Annotated in this window: 14 protein-coding genes and 3 tRNA genes; 4 read left to right on the top strand and 13 right to left on the bottom strand. The window is 41.8% G+C overall.

Annotation, left to right across the window (positions count from 1 at the left end; all coding sequences use genetic code 11):
- Window positions 1-79: 79 nt before the first annotated feature.
- The 13 genes from Xkoz_RS07855 to cspE form a co-directional block, all read right to left on the bottom strand.
- Window positions 80-1,132, bottom strand: coding sequence for a protein-glutamate methylesterase/protein-glutamine glutaminase (locus Xkoz_RS07855; protein ID WP_099141633.1), 1,053 nt, complete (start codon window positions 1,130-1,132; stop codon window positions 80-82).
- The gene (gene cheR, locus Xkoz_RS07850) at window positions 1,125-2,012 is read right to left on the bottom strand and encodes a protein-glutamate O-methyltransferase CheR (RefSeq protein ID WP_099141632.1); all 888 of its coding nucleotides are present in this window, start codon (window positions 2,010-2,012) and stop codon (window positions 1,125-1,127) included. Before cheR ends, Xkoz_RS07855 begins: the two co-directional genes overlap by 8 nt.
- A gap of 6 nt (window positions 2,013-2,018) precedes the next feature.
- A complete protein-coding gene (locus tag Xkoz_RS07845; RefSeq protein ID WP_099141631.1) occupies window positions 2,019-3,650 on the bottom strand; it encodes a methyl-accepting chemotaxis protein in 1,632 nt (543 codons plus the stop codon).
- Window positions 3,651-3,705: 55 nt separating this feature from the next.
- On the bottom strand, window positions 3,706-5,394 hold the full coding sequence (locus Xkoz_RS07840; RefSeq protein ID WP_099141630.1) for a methyl-accepting chemotaxis protein: 1,689 nt from the start codon (window positions 5,392-5,394) through the stop codon (window positions 3,706-3,708).
- 161 nt (window positions 5,395-5,555) lie between these two features.
- Window positions 5,556-6,053 carry a chemotaxis protein CheW gene (gene cheW / locus Xkoz_RS07835; RefSeq protein WP_099141629.1) on the bottom strand — a complete coding sequence of 166 codons (498 nt, stop codon included), beginning with the start codon at window positions 6,051-6,053 and terminating at the stop codon, window positions 5,556-5,558.
- 93 nt (window positions 6,054-6,146) lie between these two features.
- Complete coding sequence (gene cheA, locus Xkoz_RS07830; protein ID WP_422646089.1) at window positions 6,147-8,285, bottom strand: chemotaxis protein CheA; 2,139 nt, start codon at window positions 8,283-8,285, stop codon at window positions 6,147-6,149.
- A 65-nt stretch (window positions 8,286-8,350) separates the two neighbouring features.
- Window positions 8,351-9,364 carry a flagellar motor protein MotB gene (gene motB / locus Xkoz_RS07825; RefSeq protein ID WP_099141627.1) on the bottom strand — a complete coding sequence of 338 codons (1,014 nt, stop codon included), beginning with the start codon at window positions 9,362-9,364 and terminating at the stop codon, window positions 8,351-8,353.
- A 2-nt stretch (window positions 9,365-9,366) separates the two neighbouring features.
- Window positions 9,367-10,248 (bottom strand): flagellar motor stator protein MotA, encoded by an 882-nt coding sequence (motA, locus tag Xkoz_RS07820; RefSeq protein WP_099141626.1) that lies wholly within the window; start codon window positions 10,246-10,248, stop codon window positions 9,367-9,369.
- 134 nt (window positions 10,249-10,382) lie between these two features.
- A complete protein-coding gene (flhC, locus tag Xkoz_RS07815; protein WP_099141625.1) occupies window positions 10,383-10,964 on the bottom strand; it encodes a flagellar transcriptional regulator FlhC in 582 nt (193 codons plus the stop codon).
- A gap of 2 nt (window positions 10,965-10,966) precedes the next feature.
- A complete protein-coding gene (gene flhD / locus Xkoz_RS07810; RefSeq protein WP_099141624.1) occupies window positions 10,967-11,317 on the bottom strand; it encodes a flagellar transcriptional regulator FlhD in 351 nt (116 codons plus the stop codon).
- A gap of 1,560 nt (window positions 11,318-12,877) precedes the next feature.
- On the bottom strand, window positions 12,878-15,571 hold the full coding sequence (gene mgtA, locus Xkoz_RS07805) for a magnesium-translocating P-type ATPase (protein ID WP_099141623.1): 2,694 nt from the start codon (window positions 15,569-15,571) through the stop codon (window positions 12,878-12,880).
- Window positions 15,572-15,775: 204 nt separating this feature from the next.
- Window positions 15,776-16,474, bottom strand: coding sequence for an MgtC family protein (locus Xkoz_RS07800; protein WP_244183431.1), 699 nt, complete (start codon window positions 16,472-16,474; stop codon window positions 15,776-15,778).
- Between the two features lie 797 nt (window positions 16,475-17,271).
- Entirely contained in the window at window positions 17,272-17,484 is a 213-nt protein-coding gene (gene cspE, locus Xkoz_RS07795; protein WP_010847246.1) for a transcription antiterminator/RNA stability regulator CspE, read from the bottom strand.
- Window positions 17,485-17,974: 490 nt separating this feature from the next.
- Here cspE and Xkoz_RS07790 point away from each other — a divergent pair, with 490 nt between their 5' ends.
- The 4 genes from Xkoz_RS07790 (at window position 17,975) to Xkoz_RS07775 (ending at window position 19,629) form a co-directional block, all read left to right on the top strand.
- Window positions 17,975-18,490 carry a YlaC family protein gene (locus tag Xkoz_RS07790; protein ID WP_099141621.1) on the top strand — a complete coding sequence of 172 codons (516 nt, stop codon included), beginning with the start codon at window positions 17,975-17,977 and terminating at the stop codon, window positions 18,488-18,490.
- A 135-nt stretch (window positions 18,491-18,625) separates the two neighbouring features.
- Window positions 18,626-18,701, top strand: a tRNA-Asn gene (locus Xkoz_RS07785).
- 447 nt (window positions 18,702-19,148) lie between these two features.
- Window positions 19,149-19,224: transfer RNA gene (locus Xkoz_RS07780), tRNA-Asn, on the top strand.
- Between the two features lie 329 nt (window positions 19,225-19,553).
- Window positions 19,554-19,629, top strand: a tRNA-Asn gene (locus tag Xkoz_RS07775).
- The last annotated feature ends 209 nt before the right edge of the window (window positions 19,630-19,838 follow it).

The raw sequence follows: 19,838 nt of genomic DNA, 5'->3' as shown, positions 1-19,838 counted from the left end.
AAAACTCCTTGGAATTTCACTTATCCAGCAGCACAGCGCTGCAAAAGTTAACATCAAATATAACTACCAAATACAACGACTAAATACGAACCGATTGCCCCACGCTGATTTTAGCCAGCATCGTTTTACTGATTTTTTGCAGATCCATGACTTCATCCACCGCCCCCAACTGGATAGCGGCACGTGGCATTCCAAATACCACACAACTTTTTTCACTTTGCGCCAATGTGTAAGCGCCTGCCTGCTTCATTTCCAGCATCCCCGCAGCGCCATCATTGCCCATACCGGTTAAAATAACGCCTACAGCATTACGCCCGGCGTGTTTAGCAACGGAACGAAACAGAACATCAACAGAAGGACGATGACGATTCACTGGCTGGGTGTGGGTTATCATGATTTGATAATTGGCCCCGCTACGGCAAAGTTCCATATGGCGATCACCAGGTGCAATATAGGCATGCCCTGGCAGGACGCGTTCTCCATCCTCTGCTTCTTTTACCGTGATCTGGCTCAGTTTATTGAGCCGTTCCGCAAAAGAACGTGTGAAACCAGGGGGCATATGTTGAGTGATTAATAAAGCCGGACTGGTGATCGGCAGGGGTTGCAGCAGGTTTTTGATGGCTTCTGTCCCTCCTGTCGATGCCCCTACTGCGATGAGTTTTTCACTGGATAAGAGTGGCTTGAAATGCAATGGCGCCATATTGGCAGATGCCGGCTCCGCAACACTGATTTTAGCTTGGGCGGCAGCCCGGATTTTTTCAGCAATCAGTTCGCTATAAGCCAGCATACCTTCACGAATACCTAATTGTGGCTTGGTTACAAAATCCACCGCCCCCAGCTCCAACGCCTTCAATGTAATTTCCGAGCCTTTTGCCGTCAGAGAGGAAACCATGACAACAGGCATCGGACGTAACCGCATTAATTTTTCCAAAAAATCAATGCCATCCATACGCGGCATCTCGACATCCAATGTTAATACCTGCGGGTTGTGCCTTTTAATTAAATCGCGGGCAACGAATGGATCTGGCGCACAGTCCACAACTTCCATATCCGGGTGACTATTGATAATTTCCCGCATGATTTGACGCATCAACGCCGAATCATCCACACAAAGAACAGTTATTTTATTCATGACCCCTCCTTGCCCGACTGACACCGTAAACGGTTTGTCCTTGCAAGTAGAACTCTCGGCTGATTTGAGTGACGTTTTCGGAATGCCCTGCAAAGAGCAAACCATCCGGTTTTAAGAAACTAACAAAACGACGCAATATCCTTTCTTGTGTTTTTTTGTCAAAATAAATCATGACATTACGGCAGAATATTGCATCAAACTTGCCTTCGAGTGCCCAATCAGAATCCAGTAGATTCAAATGTTGAAAACTCACCAGTTCAGTAAGTAAAGGACGAACCCTGGCATATCCTTCAAAGCGGCCTACCCCTTTGAAAAAATATTTTTTCTTTTGGCTTTCACTCAGATACTGTAATTCCTCCAGTCGGTAAACCCCCCGCCTGGCTTTTTCCAGTACACTGGTATCAATATCACTACCAATGATTTTTATTCGATTTGACCGATGCCCCAATGCATCACACAAAGTCATTGCAATAGAATATGGCTCCTCACCCGTTGAAGCGGCAGCGCTCCAAACGCGGTATGTTCCACCATTTTTTTTGCTGGCATGTGCCGCCAGAATAGGAAAATGGTGGGACTCCCTGAAAAATGCCGTGAGATTGGTGGTCAATGCATTGATGAACGCTTCCCACTCTTTACTGTGGCTGTCTTGTTCCAGAATTGACAGATATTGACCAAAATCATCCAGTCCTAATACACGAAGCCGCCTGACCAAACGGTTGTATACCATCTCACGCTTATTTTTTGCCAGTACTATGCCAGCCTGTTGATAGATAAACTGGCAGATGCGCTCAAATTGCGCATCCGACAAAGCATGCCGCTGAAACATAAAGTTCGGCAATGCGGTAGCATCAACGTCTGAAACTATTGAATTGGCTCTCATCTGACCTCAGCGTAGTTGGCTCACAGCATGCTCATCAGCCATGTTTAATGTAGCGGTCACCTGATTATCGTACTCATCTTCCAGGTTTTCAGGCAGTTCAAATTGAGCAACGGTTTTCACCAACATGTCTGCCTTGTCTTCAAGGGCAGCAGCGGCTGCGGCAGATTGTTCCACCAAGGCAGCATTTTGCTGGGTGACTTGATCCATCTGACTAACAGCTTGGGCAACTTGATGAATACCTCGGCTCTGCTCATCAGAAGCAGAGGCTATTTCTGCCATTAAATCAGTAACTTGATTTACCGATTTAACCAATTCATCCATCGTCTCGCCGGCATTATTCACCAGCGCTGAGCCTTGGTTAACACGATGGACAGATTCATCAATTAAGGTTTTGATTTCTTTCGCGGCTTCAGCGCTACGTTGTGCCAAGTCACGTACTTCACCGGCGACGACAGAGAATCCACGTCCCTGTTCACCAGCACGTGCCGCTTCAACGGCAGCATTCAGTGCCAGGATATTGGTCTGGAAGGCAATGCCATCAATAACGCTAATGATGGCGCTAATTTTCTTCGAACTTTTGGCGATTTCATCCATCGTGACCACAACACTTGTGGTCAGTTCGCCACCTTTTGAGGCGGTTTGGGAAGCCGATACTGCCAGTTCGCTGGCTTGGCGGGCATTTTCCGCATTCTGCTTAACCGTTACCGTCAGCTCTTCCATACTGGCGGCCGTTTCTTCCAGAGATGCTGCCTGTTGTTCTGTACGCGAAGATAAGTCCGTATTACCTTGAGTGATTTCTTGGATGCCAGAATACATCTGGTTGGTATTTTCACGCACAGCAGCAATGGATTTAATTAATGATGCCTGCATGTCGCGTAGCTTGCGGAAAATATCACCGATTTCATCATGGGTGAACACCGCAATTTCTTTATCTAAGCGCCCTTCCGCTACATCCTGGAAGCAGGTTTGCATATTCGAAAATGGCCTGAGCAGATTGCGTTTCAGCCAGAAATTGGCCGCTATTGAAACAACAAATACCATCAAGATGGCACCAAAGAACATGGCAATGGAGACTTTGTAGTAGAATTTCCCCTCAGAAACGGCTGAGCTGATGTTAGCGCCGAGGTACTGCATATAGTTGTTGTAGGCAACTTCCATCTTACGCTGGTGATCTTCGGTTGGTTGATCAAGGAAAGCCTGAAACTTCCCTTCATAAAGAAAAGTTTTTAGCTCTTTTAATGCGTTGATATATTCCTGATAAGCATGTTCAACCTCCGCCAATAAAGTTGCGCCATGGTCAGTTTGTTCCATTCGGGGGAGTGAGCTGAATTTGGCAAAACTTCGGTCTGCTTCATTTATCGAGCTTTTTAGTAACGCCTCCATTGCCTCTATCTGCGTTTGTGGCTGCCCCACCTTCTGAGCAATTGCGATTTTGTTCAGAGTATTACGCGTTTGTAACAATGCCGCCCAACTCAAACCAAGAATATCTCTTCGTTGAGTTCCCAGATCAATTCTTTCGATATATGTTTGGTCTGTATGAATTATTCCCAGAGACAACCCACTTGAAATAATTTGCATAACACAAAACATCATCAGTAACAGATACAAACTGGTTGATATGCGAAGCTTGCCTAACATGTAATCACCTCGTTTAACGGCTGCAGAGTGCAGCCGTGGTTATCGCTATTATTTTTTAGAATGTTTCCCAATTAGAGGGGTCTTCCACATTGCTGTCTTTCTTCAGCACGGGAGAATTTTTTTTATTAGCTGGAGGGGTCGATAAAACTTCATGTCTTCTTTTTTCAGGCTGCATCCTTTCTGCCTGCTCCGGTAACTGGAACATCGCAACTGCTTTGGTTAATATCTTGGCCTGCTCTTCCAATGCGGCGGCAGCGGCAGCAGACTGTTCAACCAATGACGCATTTTGCTGTGTCACTCTGTCCATTTCGGAAATAGCGACACCCACTTGCGTGATCCCTCTGCTCTGTTCATCAGAAGCCGATGCAATTTCCCCCATAATGTCAGTCACGCGGGTCACAGAATCGACAATTTTGTTCATGGTTTCGCCAGCACTTTCTACCTGTATGGAGCCGGTATCGGTACGGTTTACCGAGTCTTCGATCAGTGCCTTGATTTCTTTCGCCGCTTCTGCGCTGCGCTGGGCCAGGTTGCGCACTTCACCGGCCACTACAGCAAAACCGCGGCCATGCTCACCGGCACGGGCAGCTTCCACGGCGGCGTTAAGGGCGAGAATGTTGGTTTGGAAGGCAATTGCATCAATGACGCCAGTGATATCAGAGATTTTGCGGGAACTGTCTGCAATTTCATGCATCGTTTCTACGACATTGGCCACCACTTTGCCTCCCTGACGGGCGATTTCAGAGGCATTGTCAGCCAGGTTGCTGGCTTGACGGGCATTGTCGGCATTTTGTTTAACTGTTGCCGTCAACTGTTCCATGCTGGCAGCCGTTTCTTCCAACGAAGCCACTTGCTGCTCAGTACGGGAGGAAAGATCATTGTTACCCGCCGCAATTTCGCTGGTGCCGGTATAGATGGTTTCGGTGCTTTGATGAACACTTCTGACCGTATTGATCAGTTCTTCCTGCATGTGTTTCAAACCAACGGCCAGCATCCCCATCTCATTATTGCCCATGACGGTGATCGTCTGGGTCAAGTCCCCTCTTGAGAAGGATTTGATATTGTCCAGCAATTTGTGCAGCGGATCGATCAACGCCTTACGTAAGCCAATCCAGCTTATTGTCATCACCACACACAGCAGAACCATCACCAGTATCAGAGAAACAATGACATTGCTGTATGCTTTGTCAGCTTCCTGTGACACCTGTTCATAAAATTTTGCGTTCTGGGTTAAATAAACGTTAAATTCCGCATCAAATGCGTTCTGGTAATCCGTGGTTTTTTGCAGGAAAAATTCCTCAAATTTGTTGTTCGCCAGCATGTTATCTAGCGCTTTCAGCGCATTCAGATAGTCCTGGTGGGTTTGTTTCAAACGTTGAAGACTTTCTGGATCATAAAAAGACAGCCTTTCTGTCTGTTCATATTTTTCGAAGTGCCGTTCAGCACGGGCAATATTAGCTTTGGCTTCTGACAGGGCGTCATCAACTTTATAGCTACCTTCAACACCGCGAGCTTTCATCATGTACATGATGCCAACACGGTTCAGGTTATTACGGGCTTGCAACAGGTTAACCCAGCTTTCATCCAGATAGATTTGCTGTTCTCGCATTTTATCTATTAAATCAAATGCTTCCACATCATTCTTCAACCCTTTGAAGAACAATCCCCCGGAGATAATTTGCAAAGCACCAAACAATATGATGACTGAGATTAATCCCGTCACGATTTTCATTCGGTTAAACATGACTTCCCTTTTTTCATAAATTTCTATGCCAGTGTTATCGGCACACTTAAAGGGAACTTTACGTATAATTCTATAAATTGATTTTTTGCCGTATTTTTTTGATCTAGAACAAAAGGGCTGCAGTTTTTTTATTGAGCAGCCCCAAAACATCAATCTTTACATCAACCTTTGGCAACTGAATCAACCAATGCCATTTCTTCGCTGTTGAGAAGTTTTTCGATATCAACCAGGATCAGCATTCGTTCATCAATAGAGCCAAGCCCCGTGAGGTATTCTGTTGATAAAGTGACGGCAAATTCTGGCGCAGGGCAAATCTGATTTTCTTTCAGCGACAGCACGTCAGACACACCGTCAACCACAATTCCAACAACCCGGTTAAGCAGGTTCAGCACAATGACAACGGTATTGTCGTTATAGGTGACATCTTCCTGCGAGAACTTGATCCTCAGATCGATAATAGGAACAATCACGCCACGCAGATTGGTGATCCCCTTTATAAAAGCCGGCGTGTTCGCAATGCGGGTAACTTGGTCATAACCGCGAATTTCCTGTACTTTTAATATCTCAATTCCATACTCTTCATCACCCAAGGTGAAAACCAGATATTCCTTTCCGGCTGTTTCCCCCGATAATTTATTCAATTCTTCTATGGCTGACATGATGTTACCTTTTAGTGTGAAATATTTTTACCCTTCGCCTTTCAAGCCGCCTTTTTGTGGGCATACCCCAGCTTGAAATCTATTGGGTATCTCCTATTTGTTATTCGTCAATTCCGCTTTGCGCTCAGCCAATTGTTCATGGTTAAGTTTCTGCAAAGCAGGGATATCAATAATGAGTGCAACACTACCATCCCCCATAATGGTGGCCGCCGAAATACCGGGTACTTTGCGGTAATTACTCTCAATATTTTTAACAACGACTTGATGCTGCCCCACCAGCTTATCCACCAGCAAGGCATAGCGGCGTCCGGCACTTTGCACGATCACAGCGATACCTTTGGTCGGATCAGTGATCCCATTAGGAATATCGAATATGCGATACAGTTCAAGCAGCGGCAAATATTCCCCACGTACCTGCAATAATTTTTCATCACCCGCTAACGGATAGATATCTTCCTGTTGTGGTTGCAATGAACTGACGACGGCACTCAATGGCAGGATGAAAACTTCACCATTAACCCTGACTGACATGCCATCGAGTATTGCCAAAGTTAGTGGCAGCAAAATACGGATGACGGTTCCCTTCCCTTCCTGGAAGTTAATCTGAATTTGCCCGCCCATATCCTGAATGTTGCGCTTGACCACATCCATACCAACACCACGGCCAGAAACATCAGTGACCACTTCTGCGGTAGAGAAGCCAGGAGCAAAAATCAGCATAGCGACTTCTTCGTTGCTCATATTTTCACTGACGTTTAAGCCCTGGGATTGTGCTTTTGCCAAGATTTTCTCTCGGTTTAGGCCAGCGCCATCGTCAATGACTTCAATGCAGATATTGCCACCTTGATGCTCAGCCGCCAGAGTTAAATTACCCGTTTCTGATTTACCCGCCGCAAGACGTTTTTCAGGATTTTCAATACCGTGGTCAAGACTATTTCGCACCAGATGGGTTAGAGGATCGATAATCCGTTCAATTAAACTCTTATCCAGCTCTGTCGAACTACCAATCAATGTCAGTTCTACTTTCTTATTGAGTTTTCCAGCCAAATCTCGCACCAAACGCGGATAACGGCTAAAAACGTATTCCATTGGCATCATGCGAATTGACATGACAGATTCTTGTAAGTCACGGGAATTACGCTGCAATTGAGCCATACAACTCAACAGTTCACTGTGTTTGGTCGGTTCCAGGCCGTTACAGTGTTGAGCCAGCATAGACTGAGTAATAACCAATTCACCCACTAAATTGATAAGCTGGTCAACTTTTTCAACGGCAACACGAATACTGGATGATTCTGCACGTTGGCGTGGCGATCCCGCGGCCGGGCGTGGCGCTGGCCGCCCAACTTCATGTACATCTGTTTTTGGCGGGGTATTCGTTGGCTGTGAATGAGTTGCAGCTATTTTATCTGTTGCTGTAGTGGTATCTTCTGCTGTATTACGGTCTTCTGTGCTATTTTTTGCCGAAATTTTTACTGTATCCGGTTTTACAGCAGGATCTTGTTCCGTTTTAGCATTCGCACTTTCCGGCTGAGATCCCTTTGTTGGTAAGAAAGTGATTTGCTCCGGCTCAATGACAAAGCACAACACAGCCGTAATATCATCTTCTGTCGCAGATGTTATCAATGAGGCTTCAAGACTGTTGGTTGTCTGTTCTACATCATAAATCTCACCAAGATGTCCCAATTCATCCTTCATTAAACTGACTTCGCGTTCTTTCAATCCAGACAAATGAACACGTATCTGTCCATGGTTGGATTTGTCGGCTGAAGAAGGTTTCTCTTCCGGCTGTGTTTCTTCGGACTGAATTGATGTTACTGCCTGTTTTTCCTCAATTTCATTTACAACATCTTCCGTGACAGGCTCAGCCTGAATTGCAGACAATTTTTCTTCTTGCTGCTCTTGCTGTAGTTCTAATGCAAGCTGACGCAGTGTCTCGCAGATATAATTGAATGTGTCTTCATCCGGCTCCTGGGAACTTTTATAGGCATCCAATTGTTGCTGCATAATATCTTTCGCTTCTAAAAACAGGTTGATAATGTCAATGGTCAAACGTATTTCATCACGTCTGGCGCTATCGAGCAGATTTTCCAGAACATGCGTGGTCTGTTGCAGCTTGGTAAAGCCAAAAGTCGCAGCGCCCCCCTTAATGGAGTGGGCGCTGCGAAATATTGCGTTTAGCTGTTCACGATCAGGCTCATCAGCATCAAGCAGCAATAAATGCTGCTCCATATCAGCCAATAGTTCATCTGCTTCATCAAAGAAAGTTTGATAAAACGCGGTAATATCCATCGTTCTTACTCTGTCATCTTGTTATCACTTGGCGGTTCAGCCATTGGCTGTTCCGATTTTATGATTTCATGTTTTATGATCACATGGGATTGCTCGGTGGGTTGTTGAGCCGTCGTTCCCTCATTTGAATCCATTCTGATGACTTCTTGCATATCCATACTATTGTTAGCAGTCATGGCGTTACCGCCACTGTTTTCCTGCTCAATCCGTTTTTCTGCATCTTTATTCAGTACAATGATGCTGATACGACGGTTAACCGGCGCATTAGGATCGATACCTTTTTGCATACTAACCGTGGATGCCATCCCCACAACCCGCAGAACTTTGGCTTCATCGAGTCCACCTATCAGCAATTCACGCCTTGATGCATTGGCGCGATCTGAAGAAAGCTCCCAGTTGCTGTAACCTCGCTGGCCATTGACATACTGTAAATTATCAGTGTGACCAGAAAGGCTAACTTTGTTTGGAATGTCGTTTAAAATTGGTGCAATAGCCCGCAAGATATCGCTCATATAACTTTCAACTTTTGCACTACCAATCTTAAACATTGGACGATTTTCTCGATCGATAATCTGGATGCGCAAACCTTCTTCCATCATGTCAATCAATAGATGGGGACGCAGCTCTTTAAGGCGAGGATCGGTAATAATCAATTGGTCAAGTTGTCGGTGCAACCGATTTAATCGGCGATTTTCTTCTTGAGTTTCAACGACATTGGATTGACGGGAAACTTCCCCATCCTGCTGAAAAACATCATCCCCTCCCCCTGGGATCGGGTTAGTGCTATCACTGCTTTTCGGGCCATGGTTAATAGCTACCTTCAAAGGGGTACGGAAATACTCGGCAATGCTGGTCAACTCCTGTGGGCTGGCTATCGATATCAACCACATCACCAGAAAGAACGCCATCATTGCGGTCATAAAATCAGCATAGGCAATCTTCCATGATCCGCCGGCATGGTGCGAGTCATGTTTTTTACGCTTCTTTATTCTGATGACGGAAACATTATTCGCTCTCATAATTATTCTTCAACTTCTTGTTGTACAGGAGATTTAACCCGACGAACATGTTCTTCCAGTTCTGTGAACGAAGGGCGATCTGTGAGGAATAATGTTTTACGACCGAATTCAACTGCAATTTGTGGTGCATAACCATGCAAACTGGAAAGCAGCGTCACCTTGATACATTGCATCATTTTGACCTGCTCGCTGCTGCGTTGACGAAGGAGTGTCGCCAAAGGGGAAACAAAACCATAAGAGAGTAAGATCCCAAGAAATGTTCCCACCATGGCATGTGCAATCAATCCCCCCAATTCCCCTGCCGGACGATCTGCTGCTCCCAAAGCATGGACAACGCCCATGACAGCCGCAACAATTCCGAATGCGGGCAATGAATCTCCTACCATTGCCAAACTCGTGGCGGGGGCTTCACTTTCCTGTTCGTAAGTCTCGATCTCTTCGTCCATCAAGGCTTCGATTTCATGCGGGTTCATGTTACCGCCGATGATCAGGCGCAAGTAATCAGTGATAAAATCCATCAAATGCTGATCTTTCAACAAACGGGGATACTGTGTGAAGATATCGCTCTGGTGTGGGTTTTCAATATCCCGCTCCAGAGCCAATAGTCCATTCTGGCGGGATTTGGACAACAGGCGAAACTGTAATGCCATGAGATCCATGTACATCGCCTTGTTGTATTTCGATCTGCGCAATATTTTAGGTAAAACACGCAGTGTTGCCTTTATCGCCTTGCCATTATTGCCTACGATAAAAGCGCCAATTCCCGCACCTGCAATAATTAAAAATTCCGCTGGCTGGTAAAGTGCGCCCATGTGACCACCGACAAGTAAGTAGCCACCAATTACCGCACCAAAAACCACGATATATCCTAAAAGTACTAACACGCGATATCCTTTAGCTAAGTTGGTGAGCAGATGGGATTTGAACAGGGAGAATTCATAAACAGAGAAGAGTGTGACAACAGGTTACAGAGTTTATGATCAAACCTGTAACCTGAATTTTACTTTCCCATTTAAATTCACACAGCTTGCTGAGCAAATCCATCCAGCAGTTGTGAATTAGTATCGGCAGGTTGAGGGGAAAGTTTACGTTTTTTTACTGCCCGCGAAGGGGGCTGACAGAGACTACAAACAAAGCTATTTACCGGTTGGTGGGCATGTGTGATAAAAGTTCCGCCACAGCAGCGGCATTGTGTTGGTTGTAACATCCCGCTGTCAACAAAGCGAACCAATGTCCACGCTCTGGTTAATGCCAAAACAGGCCCTTCTTCTCTCGCCGGAGGGCATTGTTCAAGATATAGACGATATGCTTTGACAACAGCCTCGACCCCTGCACAATGTCCACTTTTCAACAGAAAACGGTAAGCATTGTAGAACATTGACGAATGAATATTTTGTTCCCAAGTCATAAACCAATCCGTCGAAAAGGGGAGCATCCCTTTAGGCGGAGGGCTTCCCCGCAACTCCTTATACAACCGGATCAATCGGCCTCTACTTAGCTGAGTTTCACTTTCAAGCATTTGCAATCGTGCGCCTAAAGTGATGAGTTCCATTGCCAGTTGAATATCTTTCGCTTCCTGAACAATACTTTTTTCAACCATCTTTACGCTCTTTTCTTGATTGATGTGTCATCCTGGGCGGATAACTGCTGAAAAAGATGAGTAGACAGCAAGATACCTGTATGAATTTGTTGCAGATCGTCCACCCGTGATTCTTTAGTTAACTGCTGTACGGTTTCGTGATCTTCAAACCGAAAATGGCAAATCAGTTGGTTTGTTTCAGCTAATTTTACTAACTGAGGCAATGTCAGCTCGGCCAACGTATCAGCCATCGATTCACTAATACCTAAACGGAATATCGCAGATGCTTTCTCATGGTTAATTAGCCGTTGTGCCAAAAGCAAATACGATAAATTTATGTCATAAATATGTTTGAGCAATTCAGCCGTACTCATTTCTATATATCCCGTCCGATTACATGAAAAAATCAAATTAAGTGATCAAAGAATCACTCACGACAAAATTACCAGTAGCATGAGATTCAATAATCTCCGACATAACTGAAATATACATCTTTAGCCAGAGCAGTAACTGTCCTTTGTATTACTCTTGGGATCGCCCAATTTCTAAAATATTTCGGTAATGGGTTGTAAAAGTATTATTGCGTCATCTGGGTAATGCACTTGCCAAAATTGATTAAGAATATTCTTAATGCTAATTAACTTTACTCCTGAATCATCAACTTATACAACGGAGAATATATGTCATTTTAAATACTATGTGATCTAGATCACAAAACTAGTGCTTTTTATTATGATTCTAGCTCATTAACTATTCAAGCGATAAAAAACGGAAAATAGTCTACAATTAATAAGTTAAATTATTTAAATAAAAATATTAGTGACCGTTTTTGGTTTTACACGATCTATTAAACTTACAAATCCAAAATAACGATAAAAAATCCTTCCTTTAGTTAAATTATCAATATCACAATAAAATTTGCACCTTGATAATGCAGGTAGGCACTCATCTTCCACTATAACTTGATTTAGATCATAGTCATGCCAAATTTATTAATTATATGTGAATACTAGTTATTAAAAAGCTATCAGTCTGATCATTTTTAGTTTACGATCGCCCTATTTTCAAACAGAAAAAAAAGAACCCGTAGTCCCACTTTGAGTACAAACATTACACAGATCACAAAAATAAGATAAAATACAGTATGATATTGAAATAAAAAACATCTGTATCTTTTTCCTCCCACAAACCCAACTAGCAAGGCTTTGCTAATTAAGCAAAATTCAATCTGCTCCACGATCTACCAAGGATGTCTTACTCCATTACAATCAATAAATTTTACTAAACCAAACAAACACATAAACAGCCAGCTTGTGACATAAATTTAACTCAATGTCTGTTGCTGATTATTTCCTCGCATTGGCTAGCTTATACGCACAATAAATAAGAAAAATTAATAATTAAATTTTGCACTCACGACCAAAATGATAAGTATGGCAAATGTTTTGTGGGGTTTTTCAGAACAGACAAATCAGCAACTAGATTTTCAAACAAGGCGGCTTATTGACCAAAAATGAATTTGCTTAAATAACAAAAAATATAAAGATAAAATAATTCCCAAATGCAAATTTGGCAACAATATATTATTACATAAAACCCAATTAAAAGAGGAATAACGAGCCTAAATAAAAAATAAAATCAGATATGGAAACAGATATTAAAAAAGCAAATTATCCTATTTGGCTTTGGGGAAAAATAGCAATAAGGAGATTAAATTGACGATTCAAATAAAAAGAATAAAGGGCAAATGTAACTCTATTGCCTCCTTAATTTTATTTATATTGTGATAGACGATTCATGTTTAAAGAATAACATCAATACCTATTCTAAATATTTGTAAAAAGTTCGTCATGATGAGAGTCAGAATGTCATCCATCCCATATGGATTATTCCCTTAACCCATACAGAATAAGATATTAATTAATGAGAATTATTTACAACCATCCACCAAATCGATGAATGTAAAACCGCTTCATCATTTGAGCGATGATACAGTAGCTTATTAATGTCCCAATTAGCCATGGGAAATATTCCCAAGGTAGTGGTTGTAACCCAATTAGGTTACCAAATGGAGAGAATGGAATGTAAATACCAAGTGCCATTATTATTAGTGTCGTTAATAAAACAGGGAGTGCCGCGGTACTTTGTACAAAAGGAATTTTTTGTGTGCGTAACATATGCACAACCAAAGTCTGCGACAATAACCCCTCGACAAACCACCCGGATTGGAATAATGCCTGATGTTCTAGACTGTTAGCTGCAAATACGTACCACATAACAGCATAAGTCGTGATGTCGAAGATAGATGAAGTAGGGCCAATCCAGAGCATAAAACGCCCTATATTCTTTGCATCCCATTTACGGGGCTTTTTCAGAAACTCCTTATCCATTTTGTCCCACGGCAAAGACAGTTGGGAAATATCGTACATTAGGTTTTGTACAAGCAAATGAATGGCTAACATCGGTAAAAATGGAATAAATGCACTGGCAACCAATACAGAAAATACATTTCCAAAATTTGAACTGGCAGTCATATTTAAATACTTGATGATATTCCCAAACGTTTCCCTTCCCTTAATAACCCCCTCCTCTAATACCATCAAATTCTTTTCAAGTAGAATGATATCTGCTGACTCTTTTGCGATATCAGTCCCTGTATCAACTGAAATTCCAACATCGGCATCCCGTAATGCCGGCGCGTCATTTATTCCATCACCAAGAAAGCCAACAGTATGTCCATTATTTTGCAATGATTTTAAAATGCGTGATTTTTGCAGCGGGGTTAACTTACAAAAGACTGACCTTAATTCCACTTCTTTTGAAAGGTCTTCATCACTCATTAGTTCAATATCAGGGCCAATAAGAATATTTCCAGAATCTAAATCCACATCTCGACAAATTTTAGCCGTAACAACAGGATTATCTCCGGTAAGTACCTTAATCGAAACACCATTCTCCCTGAGTGCCGCAATTGCCATTGCAGCACTTTCTTTTGGTGGATCTAAAAACGTTAATAAACCTTGAAGTACCATGTCCTTTTCATCTGCAACAGAAAGAGGATGTTTCACTTCATCATGACTTAACTCCCGTGTCGCTAAGATTAACACCCTAAAACCTTGTTCGTTATAACTGCTAACTAATTCCATTACATTGTTACGGTTTTCTTCAGTGAGAGGAATAATTTTCTCCTTTATCCTTATATGGGAGCAAACTGATAGCATTTCCTCTGCGGCTCCCTTGCAGACCAATTGATAATTTTTAGACAAATCTTGTATAGAAATTGATAATCTGCGTCTAACAAAATCAAAAGGTAACTCATCAATTTTTCTGTAGCTGCGGAGGAAATCAAGGTCTGAATTGTCGCGTCCATACCTAACAATGGCCTGATCCATTAAATTTTTAGTGCCACTTTGATGAAAACTGTTTAGCCAAGCCCACTGGAGGACAGAAACATCTTCCTTGCCTTCTGTATCTAAATAGTGCTGGAGAATAATTTTATCCTGGGTCAATGTCCCTGTCTTATCTGTACATAATACGTCCATAGCGCCAAAGTTCTGTATTGCATTGAGCCGCTTGACAATGACTTTTTTCTTTGACATAGCAATTGCCCCTTTTGCCAGGTTAGAACTGACAATCATGGGCAGCATTTCAGGCGTTAAACCCACGGCAACCGCCAGTGCAAATAACGCCGCATCAAGCCAATCTCCTTTTGTTAACCCATTAATTAAAAATACAATCGGAACCATAACCAACATAAAACGGATCAATAACCAACTAACGCTATTCACACCACGATCAAATGCAGTTTGTGCCCGTGTTCCTACGATCGATCTGGCCAGTGAACCAAAGTAAGTTTGTTTTCCTGTCGCCACAACCACCGCAGTCGCCGTGCCACTGGCCACATTGGTTCCCATTAAACAGACATTAGAAAGTTCAAGTAGCTCTGTTTCAGAGACATTATCAGGACTCGTGGTCTTGGCACTTACATGGGCCATCGCATCATATTTTTCGACAGGGATCGCTTCTCCCGTCAAAATTGCCTGGCTGATAAATAAATCTCTGGATTGGATTAAGTACAGATCTGCGGGGATCATGTCTCCGGCAGATAAATAGACAATATCTCCCGGAACCAGGTACTTGATTGGAATTTCTTTTTTTTGTGGTTTGGTATTATCGGAAGGACGTCTCAAAACGGTTGCTGTTGTATTGACCATTGATTTCAAGGCTTCCGATGCCTTGCCTGTTCGATATTCCTGCCAAAATCGAAGCAATCCGCTTAATGTAATCATTATCAAAATAATAATGACGCCAGTAAGATTAGTTTCTTCCCTGTTGAATGATGGCAGCAAGTAATCAGTACAAAAGCTGATTGTAGCAAGTAGTAGTAATACATAGATAAACGGATTATGGAAAGCGGTAATAAGCTGCATCAGGGCATGAGGTGTTTTTTCATGTGCAACTTCATTAATACCGTACTGTCTTATACGTTCTACGCCATTATCATCAGTTAAACCAAATGTACTACCGTTAAGATCAGTAAGGATATGATCAAGGCTCTGATTGGCTCGTTTCGCAACGATAAATTCCTTGAAAAAATGGGCTGATTTATTTGTGTATTTCTCAGTCATAACGCTTTCTCTATATTCAATTTGCAATAGCCATCACCCTTTGCTGTAAGGGATAATTTCTATATAAAGTTTTTGTGCGTTGCCTATCTGAGAAACGAAATTACTCCATAGGCAACACCTTATTCAATGTGAGAGGTGGGGGGGCATCGTCCATATTGGCTCCTTATCAATATAAAATTATAGAATCAATAATAAAAAAATATTCTAAGCAGGGAGTTCGGCGGCGATTTTCCAATTAACTGAACTCACACTTCTTTCTAAACTTACTCGACAGACAATCGACTCAATTTCTTTTTGATCTGCAGGTGTTGCCAATATTTCAGCACAAACCTCAAGCCTGCCAGATTGAATGGCATCAGCACTACTCAATGACTGCAATCGGACACCTAATCCATTAAGGGCTTGCAAGATCAAAGTCCTTACCAGGATTTCATCATTTATGTCGCAGATAACGTGGATTTTATAACGTTGCTCTAAATCTAAGGCTTGATGGTGAGGTTGGGTATTAATTCGTTGCGCAATTTCCCGCAATAAAATGTTCGCACAAAGGATAATTGCTGTAGCAATACCTGCTGCCCAATATTGCCCCATGCCACATAACTCCCCTATTCCTGCTGAACACCATAATGTTGCTGCTGTATTTAAACCACGGATGCTCATTCCCTGACGCATGATCACACCAGCACCAAGAAAACCAACCCCTGAGATAATTTGTGCAGCAATGCGATCAGGACTTCCCCCAGAAGCATTCATTGCAGTAATCATGAAAAGTGCGGCACCTGTTGATACCAAAGCGTTGGTTCTTAGCCCCGCCATACGTTGACGCCATTGGCGTTCAGCGCCAATCAAAGCCCCAAAACACAGTGCGGATAGTAAATGCGTTGCAATAGATGTTAACAACATGGCATTCTCCATAACATCAAATGGATAAAGATACTCTAAGTCTCTCAAATTATTGATTTTAACTTGATTGATTAGTGCAGGCTTAAAATCTATTAGGTATAGAAAACCATGTACACAAGGCTCGCTCAGTTAACTTTATTTACCGAACGCTATTGGTTGAGTTTTTTAATTCACTATAAAACCAACACACAAAGAATAGCCTGAAGAGGGCATCTCTTCATCGTACACGGAATATTCTGATGACGAATATTTAATCGATTATTCGTATGTTCCCGGAGGGAATAAGGAATGAGTATATGACCACATCATGTATACCCCGTATACCTTCAGTTGACACCTTACTAAGAATCTCATTCAACAGATCCTTAATAACGGATAATTTCTCTTCGGGTGGGTACAGCTCATGAAGTTAAAGTAGTACCGCCCACCATTTCAGGTAAGCAGCAAATCGAGGGATATGAACAGCTTACCGGATTATTTTTTTGTTTAACCTAAAACTTTGACTGTCCAATGAATTGTTCTCCAATAGAATTTGCGGGGAGTATAAACAGTTAGAATTAACAAGTAAAGATTTTAATCAGGAAGATTATTTTGTGGCTTTCTATTTTTAGTGGGTAATAGTACACCCCATTATTTTCATTAAGTTATTTTTTATAACTTAATAATAAAGAAAGGGAATTTTAAATTTGGATACATAAATAAGATGCGCGATGAATACAAAAAATAAGATACAGAAAAGCAAAAAGCCCGCCACGGCATTTACGCTGGCGAGCTTAAAATAAGGCATAAAGGCTAAATTAGATAGCAGTCACGTTTGCTGCTGCTGGGCCTTTGGCACCATTTTCAATGGTGAATTCTACGTTCTGGCCTTCAGCCAGAGTTTTGAAGCCGTTACCTTGAATGGCAGAGAAATGTACGAATACGTCTTTGCTACCATCAGCTGGAGTGATGAAACCAAAGCCTTTAGATTCGTTGAACCACTTCACTTGACCTTTCATTTTGTCAGACATTTGACTTTCCTATATATCAAAAAAAACTCGCCACCTCGGGCATGTGTTGGCCAGTATCAGCTATTACTTATGGAGGCACTAAGAAGGAAACGGTCAACAAAGGCTACCAAGGATAGCACTTACACATAACGCATTAACTCAAGATGTCGTACATAAAGTAGGTCTGTTAATCAGGCCAAACGCATTAACGCATGACCGCACACGAATAGCAACCTTTTTATGTATTATCTCTTAAAAAAAAATTCAGGCGCTCAATATTAGAACAGAATAACATAATAAAAAGGAGTTTTTATAATTTTATTTGATTTATTCAACTTTTCTCTTAGCAAGAATACAGATATTGCACACCAACAATAACAATTTGCCAAATAAATTAAAACGATTGCTATACAGATATAGGTTCAGGGCATGCTAACCTTGAAAATGCCATAACTTTCAATTCGATCACGATTTTTACAGCATTTTTTCTCCAAATAAGTGGGTTAGTATTATGAAAATCATAAAACAGATATTGATTCAAGATCTTGAACGGATCAATCTTAAAGAGCATCGTGATGGTAAAGTACATTTCAACAGCATTTTCATTCGCCATCATCCCTACCTGTGCCTGGCGATGGTCATTGCTTATGCTTTTCTTGCTATGCTCATGTGGTACGCGCCCTATTTTGGCACGTGGTCTCTTTTTGCATTTACTCTGGCCTTTATTGCTATGGCAGCCGTTCTGTTATTTGATATCAAGCCAGTTTACCATTTCGAAGATATTGACGTACTCGATTTACGGGTATGTTATAACGGTGAATGGTTTGTCAACGAGCAAGTTTCTGAAAAAGCGATCAATGAAATACTCGCTCATCCTCAAGTACCGGATGAAATCAGAGATGGCATCAAGCGCATCCTGCAAAAAAAACAAAAAGTTTGTTTTTATGATGTGTTTATGATCGCCTGTTCGGAACAATCACCTTACGCTCAATCTATTAACATGGTTAATAACAGCGCAAGAATTTAATAAATTCAATAGAATAGTACGATGATAAATCAAAAAGCTCACATGATGAGCAAACAGTAAGAAAAAAGAATTTTTTGCGTTGACACTATTCCAGTTCATCGCTAATATTCGCCCCGTTCTCAGGAACAACCCAATTCCTCCATAGTTCAGTCGGTAGAACGGCGGACTGTTAATCCGTATGTCGCTGGTTCGAGTCCAGCTGGAGGAGCCAAATTCAGATATCTCGCTAGCTAAATCAGCGTGATGCTAAGGTTAAGAAAGATAATTTTCCTAAACCGATTTAAGCGGCTTCCCATGGGAAGCCGCTTTTTTATTTTCCCTTTTTGAACCCCACACACCTGTTAACTCCTTCTATTGAAAATCAATTATACACCTGACTGCTTTGTAAGATTTTGTACCTGTTCACTTCATCTTCATAAAAAAGTAAAAATAAACACAATAATCGCAAGATAGCTCTAGTTTTACCAATATAAACAATTGATACTAAGGATTATAAAATCAATAAACATTCAATTTATTAGCCATTTTTAGACAACAAACAACAAAAAAACACTATTTTGACTGTAAATTAATCGACTGAGCTTATTTTTGCTTTTTTTACTTTACAGTATCAGGTCATTCACTGTATTATTCGCCCCGTTCTCAGGAACAACCCAATTCCTCCATAGTTCAGTCGGTAGAACGGCGGACTGTTAATCCGTATGTCACTGGTTCGAGTCCAGTTGGAGGAGCCAGATTTTTGAAAGTCCCGATTAGCATTGCTGGTCGGGATTTTTGCTTTTTAATACCAATCACCCATTCTGGTCTTTTACTGTAATCACCTTTACTCTACTCTCCACTTCATTCTTACGGCGTTCACATCTCACATAGCAATGCTCAACTTGAAGTTTCTTACTCAATAAATTCAAGTTACATTTCCGACGTGATTACCCATGCTAAAAACACAGATAAGATCAAAAACAGCCCAATAAGTACATATTGCAAGCAATCAAACGGTTATTGTTATTTTCTGCTTTGACAAACGTAAAAAGTGCCGTTAATATTCACCCCGCTTTGAAGGAGTTCCTCCATAGTTCAGTCGGTAGAACGGCGGACTGTTAATCCGTATGTCACTGGTTCGAGTCCAGTTGGAGGAGCCAAATATTCTGGAAGACCTGGTTAGTTTTGCTAATCAGGTTTTTTGCTATCTGCCCTTCTATTTTTCATATTCCTCTTTCCTGTTTTTAACACCCTATTGTTTCTCTTGATGCTTACTTTCGGTTACTTACCTTTCCTATTTTTGTTCCCCAATTCACTGTAGTTCAATCAGTTTTATACCAATCCAACTTCAAGTTGCAGTTTGCAAGCC

It is taken from the genome of Xenorhabdus kozodoii, assembly GCF_002632875.1.
Lineage (GTDB): Bacteria > Pseudomonadota > Gammaproteobacteria > Enterobacterales > Enterobacteriaceae > Xenorhabdus > Xenorhabdus kozodoii.
This window is presented reverse-complemented; position numbering and strand designations above follow the sequence as displayed.